This is a genomic window from Pectobacterium sp. CFBP8739 (assembly GCF_013449375.1).
In the GTDB taxonomy this organism is placed as follows: Bacteria; Pseudomonadota; Gammaproteobacteria; order Enterobacterales; family Enterobacteriaceae; genus Pectobacterium.
Window position 1 is genome coordinate 25343 of sequence record NZ_JACDRR010000005.1, and the last position, 13637, is coordinate 38979.

Below are 13637 nucleotides of genomic sequence, written 5' to 3' on the forward strand. Positions count from 1 at the left end.
AGTATAAGCATACATATGATGTTTTTAGATCTATTAGCGAACGGAAAAATGATGAGCACGAGTTAGTTAACGGCAATGTTTTCGAAATAATTAGCGAGTGGCTTTATATATTTTTACTCATTCTCCTGTTGTTTCTTCTTCTGGGAAGTCGTTGCCTTGGCTGACGTATGACAAACGCATGTGCCGATGACCAAAAGCCTTCACTTGTTAAGTATATTATGAGTTTGGGAATTTGCACTGCGGCTAACACATGCTGGAGAGCGGGTAAATAGCGATAATAAGTGGCACGGGCGCTCTGATATGAACGCCCGTGAGGATGATATTAGCGGGAAAGACTGAAGACGGATGCCGCCTGTACCATGCTCGATATTTGCTGTTGTAGATGATCGGTAGCCGAATGTGACTGACTGGCCAGCGCGGTATTCTGGTGCGTGAGCTCATCGATGCGGTTTACCGCTTCATTGATTTGTTCCAGCCCCAGAGACTGTTCCTGCGTCGCAACACTGATCTCATTCATCAAGTTGGTGACGTGCTTAACCTGAAGCAGAATATTGCTCATGGATTTGTGTGTATGCAAAACCTGCTGCTCACCGATGCGGATACTATTCAACGTTTCATCAATAATGGTTGAAATATCGCTGGAAGAGGACGCGCTGCGTTGTGCCAACGAGCGAACCTCACTGGCGACCACTGCAAAGCTTTTACCCTGTTCACCAGCATGTGCGGCTTCAACGGCAGCGTTCACGGCCAGAATATTGGTCTGGAACGCGAGATTATCCATCACGCTGACGATATCGGTAATGCGTTCGCTGGAACGCGTGATCGTCTCCATCGTATCAGAGACTTGGCTGACGGCCTGCTCGCCAGAGTTCACCGCCTGATTCACATCCTGTGTATACATCGAAGCCTGAAGTGAAGCTTCTGCATTGCTTTTTATCGTTGCGGTAAGCTGTTCCACGGATGCAGCGGTTTGTTGCAGGCTTTCTTCCGTTTCCTCGCAGCACTGCGCTAGCGTATGGTTACCCTGCGCGATTTCATTACAGGCGTTTTTCAGCTCGCTCAGATTGGTATTCACATCGTCCACGAAGGTGCGGAAATTCATACCGGACTGGTTTACTGCCCGCATTAGCATGCCAATTTCATCCACGCGATTAAGCTGCGTCAGATTATCTGCTTGTCCGGCCGCAGAACGCATGGCCTGAGACAGGATTTGCTCGATGGGGCGGGCGACATGGTGCACCAGAAGCTCGCCACTGACAAAACAGCAGGCGATGAGCAGCGGAAAGAGGACGGAAGCCAATGCCGTTCCCGCCAGCAGGGAGTAAGCGGCGAGCAATGGGATCAGGCTAAAGAGCAGAAAATAGCTGCGGATGCGCCAGCGTAGCGGCATGGTTTTAAACAGGCTCAGAATACGTAATGGGCCGGTATAAATGAGCAAGCCGTGGTGGAAGGTACGGTATTTCAGTTTCCCTTCGTTTGCACTGGCGTAGAGTGCTTCAGCCTGACGGATTTCTTCGGGTGATGCCGCCGTGCGAACGGACATATATCCGCTAATCTCACCGCCTTTTCTCAACGGTGTGGTGCTGGATTTTACCCAGTAATGATCGCCATTTTTACACCGATTTTTCACAATCCCCGTCCAGATATTGCCCGCACGCAGCGTTTTCCACATATCCGCGAAGGCGGCTGGTGGCATATCTGGGTGTCGGATAAGATTATGGGGCTGCCCCATTAACTCATCGGTGCTGTAGCCGCTGACGTCAATGAAATCTTTGTTTGCGTAGGTAATATGGCTTTCTGGCGTAGTGACCGACATCAATCTGGTTTTTTCAGAAAGAGGGCGTTGGCGGTCGGTGACAGGGGTGTTGTTACGCATGAAGCAGTCCTTGATATGCTGTGTCCGAATACTGATTTAACTGAGGCATACCCACGAAGATGAATCAGCGGATAGCGGTAATGGTTCAGGTTGCTTATTGCTTTTTTAAGGCGAGTCGGGCAGAAGGAGATAATCCTGATATTCACCCAGAAACGCATTGTTCATGATGAGATAACGCGATTCATTACAAAATATAACCTCAATTAAGCATTTTACCACGAAAGGGTAATGAGCATGTATGCACAATGGTGGTAAATGTGAGTTGGATAGGATTGTTTGTTAACAAAAAGAGCAATCTGTGAATGAATAATCAACAAGGGCATACAGGACGGATTTTTACCGCAATTGAACAGGATGCTTAACTCGCACTAATGATTAAAAAACATGCACTTCCCGTCACCTTTCTGCTTGCTGCACTGCTGTTTCTTTTCTGGCGAACACTGCCGCAGTGGCTGCCGCGTATCGCTACCCTCTGGCTACCGGCGGAGATGTCTTTGTCTGTGAGTGGGACACCTAGCTGGCAGGACGGTGGGCTACATAGCGCGGGGGTCAGCATTATGGCGGGGGAATGCACGCTCGTTGACGTACGGGATATGACGCTGCGTTGGCATCGCTGGCGCTGGTATGTCGATATGGATGCCGTGACATTAAACCGTGATTGCCTGCAATATGTGCCTGCGAGTAGCGGCACCGAGCCGCCAGCGCAGTTGGCACAGTGGCAACAGCGATTGCCAGCTGCCGATATTCAGATAAAGGCGTTTACGCTACAGCCCTGGCAGGATTACGCCGGACAGATGCGACTCAGCAGCGACGGCAAGTGGCGACAAACGTTGGACTATCAGGGCGATCAACTGGCGTTTAAGGCAGAACTGAACGATAAGCGTTTGACCCTGCATGAGAGCATGCTCGCCACGCCCGCAGGGTTTGTGCGCCTGCAAATCAGTGGTGAAATGGAACTGGCCGATACGCTGGATGCTGCACCAGTGCAGGGGCGGCTGACCGGGAAACTGGACTCAGGGCAGACGCCGGATCCGCTTTCGCTCCTTCTGGACTGGCATAACCAGCAAGGCGAATTGGTGCTGAATGCGGCGCATGATGACACGCCGCTGATATCGCTGCCGTGGCAACTGACGGATGAGGTGATCCAGGTGACTAACGGCATCTGGCGCTGGCCTTATGCCGATCAGCCGCTCTCTGGGCACGTTACCATGACCTTACAACATTGGCGACAAGGGCTGGATGCCACCACGATTACTGCGCGTTTGAACATGTTGACGCAAGGACATAATGGCAAGGCGAACGCCGTGCTGGTGCTGGGGCCGGGCAATATTGGTCTGCTCAACAGTGAATTGCGCTTTCAGCTTACCGGGCAGGTTAATTTACCGGCACTCTCCCTGACGGCGACGCTACCGGGGGTGTTGCAGGGCTCGATTCTCAATCCTGAGCTTGCTCTTTTACCGGGGGCACTGCTGCGTGCTTGGGGAACGCCTGCGCCGCAGGTTTATCTGGAAGAGGCGCGCTGGCCGCTGGCGGGCGTTCGGGTCAGTGCGACTGGCGTGAATGGACGACTACAGGCGATTGTGAAGGCGCGGGAGGAATATTGGGGGCGTGTGAACCTGCACCTTGATGGTCAGGCGCAGGATTTCTGGCCGGATCAAGGGCAGTGGCAATGGCGTTATTGGGGCAATGGTCATCTGCCGCCGCTGAAAGGTCAGTGGGACGTTGCCGGCCGAGGCCAGTGGCAGGACACCCTGATTGAAGTCACCCAACTGTCGAGCGGTTTGGATCAGTTGGGCTACGGCATGGTGACAGTACACCAGCCCCGCCTGACCATTACGGAACCGATCCGGTGGCAGCGCGCCCGTTCCGGTGAGCATTTTCAAGGCGCGCTGCAACTGGCCTCAGAGCGGACGCATTTCAGCAACGGCGGCTATCTGCCGCCTTCGTTGCTAATGCTGGCGATGCAGGGGCGTAGCCCAGATGATTTCCAGTTACAAGGACAGTTGCAGGCTGAAGATATCGGGCCGGTCAGGCTGCGTGGTCGCTGGGATGGAGAACGACTGCGCGGGGGCGCGTGGTGGCCGACACAACCGCTTAAGGTGTTTCAGCCTCTGCTTTCTCCGCTGCTAAAAATGAACATTCGTGCTGGGCAGTTTTACGCGCAGGCGGCCTTTTCCGCCGCACGTAAAGAAGGATTCAGCGCGGGCGGACATTGGGTGGTGAAAAATGGTGGACTGTGGCTACAGGATGGTGAAGTTAGTGGCGTCAACTTTGTCCTGCCTTATCGTTTGAAAGGTCATCGCTGGCAGTTGGGCGTTAAGCAGCCTGTCGCGCTGCGAATTGACGTGTTGGATAACTTGTTTCGGATGAGCAATATCCGCGTCGTTCTACAAGGGTTTTATCCGTATAGCGAGCGGCGACCGCTGATTATGTCCCAGGCTGATATGGACGTATTAGATGGGCATATTGGGCTGTCAACGCTGCGTTGGCCACAGCGTGAACCCGCGCTGTTCACCGTGAAGAGCGTGGATCTCAGCGAACTGCTGACGGTATTAAAGCAAAAACAATTCGCTCTGTCTGGGCGTGTGAGCGGTACGCTTCCGTTGAATTTTAATCACCCAACCATGTTGATTGAAGGCGGGAGAATTACCAATGATGGCTTCCTGACACTGCGCTTGGATAACCAACTGGCCGATGAATTAGCGAGTAAAAATCTAGCGGGAGGCGCGGCGATTGGCTGGCTACGCTATCTGGAGATTGGGCGTTCTTATGCCACGCTTGACCTGACTAATCAGGGCGAACTGACATTAACGTCGCAGGTGCAGGGGAAAAACCCACAACTCAGCGCGAAACGTCAGGTGATTCTTAACTATCGTCATCAAGAGAATATCTTCCAGCTATGGCGCAGCTTGCGTTTTGGCGATAACTTGCGGGATACGCTGGAGCAGCAGGCCAATGAATGAATTCAAGGTAGAACAATGAACAAGTGCGAGACATTGCTGGCGGTAGGTTGCACGGTCGCTTTCCTGACGGGGTGTGTGCCGCGTATCGAGGTGGCTGCGCCTAAAGAGCCCATTACCATCAATATGAACGTGAAGATTGAGCATGAAATTCACATCAAGGCGGACAAAGAAGCGACGCAACTGCTCGAAAAATCGGACAATGCGGCCGGTGATGAGATAAAGAAAAGCGCGCCCGTGGGCGCGCAATAATTAGCCAATAAAATCAAGAGATGGCAAGGTCGGTAACAATGATCCGTTATGCCCGTTATTCATACGGGCAGTGATTCTTTATGCGGTAGCGAGTTGAGACAGCTGGGTTTTCGCCGCTTCGGTCGCTTTCTGCGCCACATCTGGGCCGTAGCCATAACCTTCAGCGAACACGAATTCAAGGTCGGTCAGGCCGAGGAAGCCCAGGAAGACGCGCAGGTACGGTTCCAGCAGATCGGTTGGTGTGCCTTTATGGATACCGCCACGGCTGGTTAAGACGATAGCACGTTTACCTTTTACCAGACCTTCTGGGCCTTGCTCGGTGTAGCGGAACGTCACACCCGCGCGGGCAACCAGGTCGAAGTAGTTCTTCAACTGGGTAGGAATGTTGAAGTTATACATTGGTGCGGCAATCACGATAATGTCATGCGCTTGCAGCTCGGCGATCAGATCGTCGGACAGCTTCAGGGCTTCTTGCTGACGTGGGGTCAGTGCAGCATCGGAAGGACGCAGTGCGCCGACTAACTCGCCATCAAGAACCGGAATCGGTTGAGCGGCCAGGTCGCGTACGGTGATGCTGTCGTTTGGATGTGCAGACTGCCACTCGGTGGTGAAGTGGTCGGCCAGTTGGTTTGACTGAGAATAACCTGCCAGAATGCTTGATTTCAGAACCAATACTTTGCTCATTGCCAATTCCTTTAGTGATTGAAGTGGGCGACAACATAACGCCCTTTGATGTGTCACATCTTATGCGGTGCTTTGGAAAGTGAAAAGTGCAAATATTCGAGGTCTTTATTCGATTTTCTTGAATAAGACGACGTTTGAATAAGACAGCGCGGGGCGATTAGAGCCGCCTATGACAATGTGCTACTATCCACGTCTTAAAAATCCCCACGGCTTAACCATTTTCATGGTTTAAACATGCCGTGTTTTGAAATCAGGTTAGGCTCAATCGAGCCAGATTCGGGACGAGCATTGTCTCGGCAGAGAACAGAATTAGAGAAACAATTAAGGAAGAGCAACGTGAAATCACCTCTCAGTGCATTATCTACGCAGTTAAGTGAGCTAATGCTTCGCGATCGGCAACGTCTGCGACGTCGTTTGCAGGGCGCAGAGAAGGCCAGCAGCCCGCAGGCTCAGTCTGCGATCGCGCAGGAAATTGAGGGGGAAATTGTCGCGGCGCGCCAGAAGGTCGAGAACCGACGGGCAAGCCGTCCGGTGATTCGCTACCCTGAACAGCTTCCCGTTAGTCAGAAAAAAGACGAGATACTGGAAGCGCTGCGTCACCATCAAGTGATTATCGTCGCGGGTGAGACGGGGTCGGGGAAGACCACGCAGTTGCCGAAGATCTGTCTCGAACTGGGTCGTGGCGTGCACGGCCTGATTGGCCATACGCAGCCGCGTCGTCTGGCTGCCAGAACCGTCGCCGATCGTATTGCTGCCGAGCTGGAAACGCCGTTGGGCAGCAGCGTCGGCTATAAAGTTCGTTTTAACGATCAGGTGAGTGATAATACGCTGGTCAAACTGATGACTGACGGTATTCTGCTGGCGGAAATTCAGCAAGATCGCCTATTGATGCAGTATGACACGCTGATCATCGATGAAGCACACGAGCGCAGCCTGAACATCGATTTCATTATGGGCTATTTGCGCCAGCTGTTACCAAAACGTCCTGATTTGAAAGTCATTATTACGTCGGCGACCATCGATCCGCAGCGCTTTTCTCGCCACTTTAATCACGCGCCAATCATCGAAGTGTCTGGTCGAACGTATCCGGTTGATGTGCGCTACCGTCCTGTGGTGGAAGATGCCGATGACAGCGAGCGCGATCAGCTACAGGCGATTTTTGATGCGGTCGATGAACTGACGCGCGAAGGGCCGGGGGATATTCTAATCTTCATGAGCGGCGAACGTGAAATTCGCGATACGGCAGAGGCGTTGACCCGTCTGGACTTGCCGCATACCGAGATCCTCCCGCTGTACGCGCGCCTGTCGAATCAGGAACAGAACCGCGTCTTTCAGTCACATCACGGCCGCCGCATTGTGCTGGCGACTAACGTAGCGGAAACCTCGCTCACCGTGCCGGGGATTCGCTATGTGATCGATCCTGGCACCGCGCGTATCAGCCGCTACAGCTTCCGGACCAAAGTCCAGCGCCTGCCGATTGAACCCATCTCACAGGCGTCGGCGAATCAGCGTAAAGGGCGCTGTGGCCGTGTTGCCGCGGGGGTGTGTATTCGTCTCTACTCTGAACAGGATTTTCTGTCGCGGCCCGAATTTACCGATCCCGAAATTCTGCGTACCAATCTGGCCTCCGTCATTCTGCAAATGACGTCGTTGGGGCTTGGCGATATCGCCGCATTCCCGTTTGTTGAAGCGCCGGATAAGCGCAATATTCAGGACGGTGTGCGGTTACTGGAGGAGTTAGGTGCGATTAACCTGGCGGAAAATGGGCATTACCGCCTGACGCCACAAGGGCAGCAGTTAGCGCAATTGCCGATCGATCCACGGTTGGCGCGAATGGTGCTGGAAGCGCGTAAAACCGGCTGTGTGCGTGAAGTGATGATCATCACCGCTGCGCTATCGATTCAGGATCCGCGCGAAAGGCCGCTGGATAAGAAGCAGGCATCGGATGAGAAACACCGTCGTTTTGCCGATAAAGACTCCGATTTTCTGGCGTTCGTCAATCTGTGGGACTACTTGCGTGAGCAGCAGAAAACACTGTTTTCCAGTCAGTTCCGCCGTCAGTGCCGCACCGATTTCCTTAACTATCTGCGCGTGCGCGAATGGCAAGATATTTACACGCAATTGCGTCAGGTGGTGAAAGAGCTGGGACTACCGGTCAACAGTGAACCCGCCGATTACCTAAGCATTCACTGCTCGCTGCTTACCGGCTTGCTATCGCATATCGGGCAGAAAGATATTGAGAAACAGGAGTTCAGCGGCGCGCGTAACGCTCGGTTTGCGATTTTCCCTGGCTCCGGTCTCTTCAAAAAGCCGCCTAAGTGGACGATGGTGGCGGAACTGGTGGAAACCAGCCGCCTGTGGGGACGTATTGCCGCGCGTATTGAGCCCGAGTGGATCGAACCGCTAGCCCAGCATTTGATTAAGCGGAGCTACAGCGAGCCTCACTGGGAGAAAGCGCAAGGCACGGTGATGGCGCAAGAGAAGGTGACGCTTTTCGGGCTGCCGATTGTGGCGGCGCGCAAGGTGAACTACAGCCAAATCGATCCGACGCTGGCGCGTGAGATGTTTATCCGCCACGCGCTGGTGGAAGGCGACTGGCAAACGCATCACGCCTTTTTCCGCGCTAACCTCAAGCTGTTGGCGGAGGTTGAAGATTTAGAACACAAATCGCGCCGCCGCGACATTCTGGTGGATGACGAGACGTTGTTTGCTTTCTACGATCAGCGCTTGCCGCACGATGTCATCTCGTCGCGCCACTTTGACAAGTGGTGGAAAGCCGCCAGCCGAGATAATGCTGACCTGCTTAATTTTGAAAAGAGCATGTTGATTAAAGACGGCGCAGAGAAGGTGAGCGCGCTGGATTATCCGAACTTCTGGCATCAGGGTAGTCTGAAATTACGGCTGTCCTATCAATTTGAGCCGGGTACGGATGCGGATGGGGTGACGGTGCATATCCCGCTGCCCATCCTCAATCAGGTGCGTGAAGAGGGCTTCGAGTGGCAGATCCCCGGCGTGCGCCGTGAACTGACGATCGCGCTGATTAAATCCTTGCCCAAACCGTTACGTCGTAACTTTGTTCCCGCACCAAATTACGCCGAGGCGTTTCTGGCGCGTACCACGCCATTAGAGAAAGGGTTATTGGATGCGCTGGAGCGTGAGCTAAGGCTGATGACGGGGGTAACGGTACCGCGCGAGGCATGGCAGTGGGATCAGGTGCCCGATCATCTGAAAATTACGTTCCGTGTCATCGATGAGAAGAACCGGATGCAGCGGGAAGGTAAAGACCTGAACGCGCTGAAAGAGCAGCTCAAAGATAAAGTGCAGCAAACGTTGTCTTCCGTGGCGGATGATGGGCTGGAGCAGCGCGGTCTGCACGTCTGGAGCTTCGGTTCGCTGCCGGACTGCTATGAGCAGAAACGTGGCGGCTACTCGGTTAAAGCCTATCCAGCGTTGGTGGATGAAAAGGATAGCGTGGCGATTCGTCTGTTTGATACGCCACACCAGCAACAACAGGTGATGCGGCAGGGGCTGCGTCGTCTGTTGCTGTTGAATATTCCGTCACCGATCAAATATCTGCATGACAAGCTGCCGAACAAGGCGAAACTCGGCCTCTATTTCAACCCGTATGGCAAAGTGTTGGACCTCATCGATGACTGTATCGCCTGCGCGGTGGATAAGCTGATTGAGTCAGCTGGCGGTCCGGTCTGGCAGGAAGAAACCTTCCAGCAACTGCATGAAAAAGTTCGCGCGGAGTTGAACGAGACGGTAGTGGATATCGCCAAACAGGTTGAGCAAATCCTGACGACCGTTTTCACCATTAACAAGCGTCTGAAAGGGCGTGTAGATATGGCGATGGCGCTGGCGTTAAGCGATATCAAGAGTCAGATGAACGGTCTGGTGTTCCGTGGCTTTGTGACCGAAAACGGCTGGCAGCGCCTGCCGGACGTGTTGCGTTATCTGCAAGCGATAGAGCGACGTTTGGAGAAGCTGGCACAGGATGTCCACCGTGACCGGGCACAGATGTTGAAGGTGGAGCAGGTTCAACAGGCATGGCAGCAGTGGTGGAACAAGTTGCCAGTGGAGCGGCGTGACGATGACGACGTGAAAGCGGTGCGCTGGATGCTTGAAGAGCTGCGTGTCAGCTACTTTGCCCAGCAGCTCGGGACGCCGTTCCCGATCTCAGATAAGCGCGTATTACAGGCGATGGAGCAGGTCTAAGGCTAATATTTTACTATCACACGACGTCGGCGGCCTGTGCTGCCGACGACCTGTCGTTTTCTTAGTAATTACTGTGGCTTTTGGTAATTATTGAGGCCGCAGATAATTACGCTAATTTCTTTTAATTATCATTGTGTTGAGAAGTGCGCGCAGCATACTCATCTAACCAGACTGTCAATGTTTCGGGGGGAAGGGGCCGAGAAAAATAGTAGCCTTGTACTTCATCACAGCCAAAGCAGGTCAGATAGTCGAGTGTTTCTTTGTTTTCCACGCCTTCCGCCAGCACAACATAATTCAGTTTGTGCAGCATGCTGATAATCGATTCCACAATGACGCGGCTTTTATGGTCCGTTTTTATATCTTTAATCAGTGACTTATCCAATTTTATCACCGTAGAAGGGATATTACGCAAATAGCTGAGGTTGCTATATCCCGTGCCAAAATCATCTAGGGCGATAGTAAACCCGAGCTGTTGTAACGTTTGAATGATGGCAAGTGTTTCAGTGCTTTCGATGATTTGCTGGGTCTCGACACACTCAATGTCAATGTCCTGAGGGGTAAGGCCGTGATTCTCCAGAATGGTGATGAGGCGCGGAATGAAGTCATTCTCGGAGAAATTTCTGGCGGAAACATTAATGGACACTGGGAAGCGCAACCCTTCGTGACGCCACTGTTTCACCTGGCATGCCGCTTTCTGGGTCACCCAATCCGTTAATGTACGCATCAACGTAGTGCCTTCCGCCAGCGGAATAAACTGGTCCGGGTAAATTTCACCCAACTCAGGGTGACGCCAGCGAATCAGCGCCTCGGCGCCGATGACGGTATTCGTCTTGATACTTAGTTTCGGCTGGTAAACCAAATAAAGCCCAGGTTTGTTGTTCTGCAACACATCGGCCAGTTCATTAAGCAAGGTAAAGGCGGTTTGCTGCGCCTTGTCGGCCTCGTAGTTGTAGGGGAATTGACGGACATTTTGGGCTATAGCGGTACGCAGTGCGCTCATGGACTCACGCAGGATTCGCTGAGGGTATTTCGTTGGTATCTGGAATTCGGTGTAACCGACGAAAAACTCCAATTTGAGCGGGATATGACTGGTGATGCTTTCGTGAATTCGCTCAGCACAGATATCGAGCTCCGCCAGAACCTGTTCTTTATTTTCCTGCTTAACCAGCAGGGCAAAGCGACCAACCGCAGCGCAGTAAAGATTTTCTGACGCACTTAAGCTGAGGCGCAGGAAGATACCGATATCTTTCAACAGACCTTCTACCGTTGCCATCCCCAGCGCACACCCCATTTCATAAACGTAAGAAATGTCGATGGTATCAATCAGAATAAGCAGGTAACGTTCGTGGATGTCGGTAATGTGGCTAATGTCATCAATCAGACGTTGGCGGTTGGGCAACAGGGTTACGGCATCAATCAGCCCAATTGCGTTGCGGTATTCCATCAACGCCATCGTAATCGCGGCTAATTCATGGAGCAACCGTAGTTGAGCATGGCTGAATGTTCGTGGAACATAATCGACGACAGAAAATGTCCCAATGGAATAACCTTCTCTCGTTTTGAGCGGTACGCCAGCATAAAAACGGATGAAGGGTTCGCCAATAACATAAGGGCTATCTTTAAAGCGAGTATCTTGGGTTGCGTCAGGGCAGATAAAATCTTGGCCGGTTTGTACGGTAAAATGGTCAAAGGAACCAATTCTATCCATATCATCCAGCGGAAAATACTTTTTGGCTTTGACGTGTAGGGATTGAGAGCCGGCGAGTGTCACCAGCGCCGTTGGGGCATCGAGCAATTCACAAGCCAACTCCGTAAGCTTTCTAAGAGTATCGTCTTGAGAGATATCGGTTTTTTGTAGTTCGTCGAGAGTCTGCATGCGTGTTTTTTCGTCATGGCTCAAATGTTTTAACATGTAGACTCTTCCTTTTCGCAATAATAATCGCGATGACATTAATTTAACGGCGACACAATAACATAAAGGCTAAAAATTGAGGTAACTTATTATATTATACAACATTTATCTTGCCGTTAAAGTTTCGGCGATTTTGGGCCTTAAATCATGTTTTGGGTTTTCAACGTATGATAGAAATTTATGATGTTTTCCCATCAGTTGTGGGCGGAGATAAACGATTTGGCTGAGAACATGCTCTGCGAATAAATGGGAATCTCATTATAAAAAATGGCATGTTCCATGAGTTAAAAATAACATCCTGATAATGGCGACGCCATTGTTACAGTAACACTATGGATGATATAACCTATATCTCTGACAAGAATAGAATAGATATTTTTTATACCATGACGTTGACAGGAAGTCGCTGACGCCAGACGCCCCCGAAATAACGGTTTCTGTCTGGCGGTGGTGCATCGGTGAGGGGGGGTTAGCGTTGTTTTGCCAATGTTTCTAACTGCTGACGAATCGCGGTAACGGAAACGGCACGGTTATCGGCCCGTTCGCGTTCACTGGCATCGGGCGCAGAACTTTGAATGCCCATGAGCACCCAACCTGCCGCTGAATTCAGCATCAGGGGGGAACCGCTATCGCCGGGCAGTGTATCGCACTGGTGTGCTATCACGGCGGTATGAACCCAGCCGGTGATCGTACAGTTTTGATGACGGTACAGCGTATCCTGATGATCTTCCGGGTAACCGGCCTGCGTGACGCGCTGGCCGTTATCCTTCAACGCCTGCATCAATTCCTGGCGGCTGCCTTGCCAAAGCGGGAGCGGGCGAATTCCCAGCGGCGTTTGCTTTAGCCGAATCAGGGCATAATCCAACGGTGCGGCTGAAGGCGGAACGATCCATCCTTCGCCGTCGGCTTTCAATTTTTTGGCAAGCGTCTTATTCGCCAGCGCTTCAATTTCCGTTGTTTCATAACGCCAGCCATTTTCTGTCGCCAGAAAACGCAGCGCGACAGGTTTATCGATCTCGCCTTTTGGTGGCGTGACCACGCAATGCCCGGCCGTCAGCGCCAGATGAGGGGAAATCAGCGTCGCCGTACAGAGGTTACCACTGGCCGTTTCCAACTGCCCGATAGCCTGCCACGGCCAGGCAGCTGTATCAGGAACAATATCCCGATCGTCGTGGTTGAAAAATAAGATTTGTTGCTGCTTTTGGGCGTCGGTATCTGCTGGTGAAGATTCAGCCCAACTTAGCGGGGCAATAAATGATAATGAACATAACAACCAAGCTGATATGCGCATGTAGTGAATAAACCTTATGATAAACGTCATCGTAGTACGCTAAATATAACGTATTGGATTAATGATAGATGTATTTGTTCGTGAGGAACTACAAATTAACATGTTATACATGTAAACGGTGACGATCTTGACGGTTAATAACCTCAATATGCAAGAACGATGACCTTGAATTAGAGGAAAAAACTTAAAGTGATAATGCCACAGAGTAAAACGAGGGATAACATAATTTCAAATGAGTAACGACGTATCATTTTCCTATCCCCGATGAAATAAACACCCAGTAATCTGGGTGTTTATTCGTAGCCTTATCGTGGCAAGCCCTTAACGATGTGATTTACATCAGGACTGGCCGAAAACCACGCCTTCTTATCGGAAGGCGTGGATGCTTACCAATTACGCTGCTGGCGTGGTATCAGCAGTTTTTGCAGGTTTCGCTTTCTTCAC

At 51.8% G+C, this 13637-nt stretch carries 7 protein-coding genes; 3 read left to right on the forward strand and 4 right to left on the reverse strand.

The features are described from left to right. Positions 1–322 precede the first annotated feature (322 nt). Positions 323–1876, reverse strand: a complete 1554-nt coding sequence (locus H0247_RS00920) for a PAS domain-containing methyl-accepting chemotaxis protein (RefSeq protein WP_180740831.1) — start codon at positions 1874–1876, stop codon at positions 323–325. Positions 1877–2247: 371 nt separating this feature from the next. Here H0247_RS00920 and H0247_RS00925 point away from each other — a divergent pair, with 371 nt between their 5' ends. Both H0247_RS00925 and H0247_RS00930 read left to right on the forward strand, forming a co-directional pair. Next, positions 2248–4839 (forward strand): YdbH family protein, encoded by a 2592-nt coding sequence (locus tag H0247_RS00925; protein ID WP_180740832.1) that lies wholly within the window; start codon positions 2248–2250, stop codon positions 4837–4839. 15 nt (positions 4840–4854) lie between these two features. Then, positions 4855–5088, forward strand: coding sequence for a YnbE family lipoprotein (locus tag H0247_RS00930; protein WP_180740833.1), 234 nt, complete (start codon positions 4855–4857; stop codon positions 5086–5088). A 78-nt stretch (positions 5089–5166) separates the two neighbouring features. Here the strand turns inward: H0247_RS00930 and H0247_RS00935 are convergent, their stop codons facing one another. Then, a complete protein-coding gene (locus tag H0247_RS00935) occupies positions 5167–5772 on the reverse strand; it encodes an FMN-dependent NADH-azoreductase (protein WP_180740834.1) in 606 nt (201 codons plus the stop codon). A gap of 336 nt (positions 5773–6108) precedes the next feature. Here H0247_RS00935 and hrpA point away from each other — a divergent pair, with 336 nt between their 5' ends. Further along, entirely contained in the window at positions 6109–9990 is a 3882-nt protein-coding gene (hrpA, locus tag H0247_RS00940; protein WP_180740835.1) for an ATP-dependent RNA helicase HrpA, read from the forward strand. A 121-nt stretch (positions 9991–10111) separates the two neighbouring features. On the opposite strand, the gene H0247_RS00945 is transcribed toward hrpA, so the two are convergent. Both H0247_RS00945 and H0247_RS00950 read right to left on the reverse strand, forming a co-directional pair. Next, a complete protein-coding gene (locus H0247_RS00945) occupies positions 10112–11902 on the reverse strand; it encodes an EAL domain-containing protein (RefSeq protein WP_180740836.1) in 1791 nt (596 codons plus the stop codon). A 469-nt stretch (positions 11903–12371) separates the two neighbouring features. Then, positions 12372–13193, reverse strand: coding sequence for a serine protease (locus H0247_RS00950; RefSeq protein ID WP_180740837.1), 822 nt, complete (start codon positions 13191–13193; stop codon positions 12372–12374). Positions 13194–13637 lie beyond the last annotated feature (444 nt).

Coding starts and splice junctions, on each gene's coding strand:
- H0247_RS00950 (WP_180740837.1), bottom strand. CDS start 13,193: ATGCGCATATCAGCTTGGTTGTTATGTTCATTATCATTTATTGCCCCG.
- H0247_RS00925 (WP_180740832.1), top strand. CDS start 2,248: ATGATTAAAAAACATGCACTTCCCGTCACCTTTCTGCTTGCTGCACTG.
- H0247_RS00935 (WP_180740834.1), bottom strand. CDS start 5,772: ATGAGCAAAGTATTGGTTCTGAAATCAAGCATTCTGGCAGGTTATTCT.
- H0247_RS00945 (WP_180740836.1), bottom strand. CDS start 11,902: ATGTTAAAACATTTGAGCCATGACGAAAAAACACGCATGCAGACTCTC.
- H0247_RS00930 (WP_180740833.1), top strand. CDS start 4,855: ATGAACAAGTGCGAGACATTGCTGGCGGTAGGTTGCACGGTCGCTTTC.
- H0247_RS00920 (WP_180740831.1), bottom strand. CDS start 1,876: ATGCGTAACAACACCCCTGTCACCGACCGCCAACGCCCTCTTTCTGAA.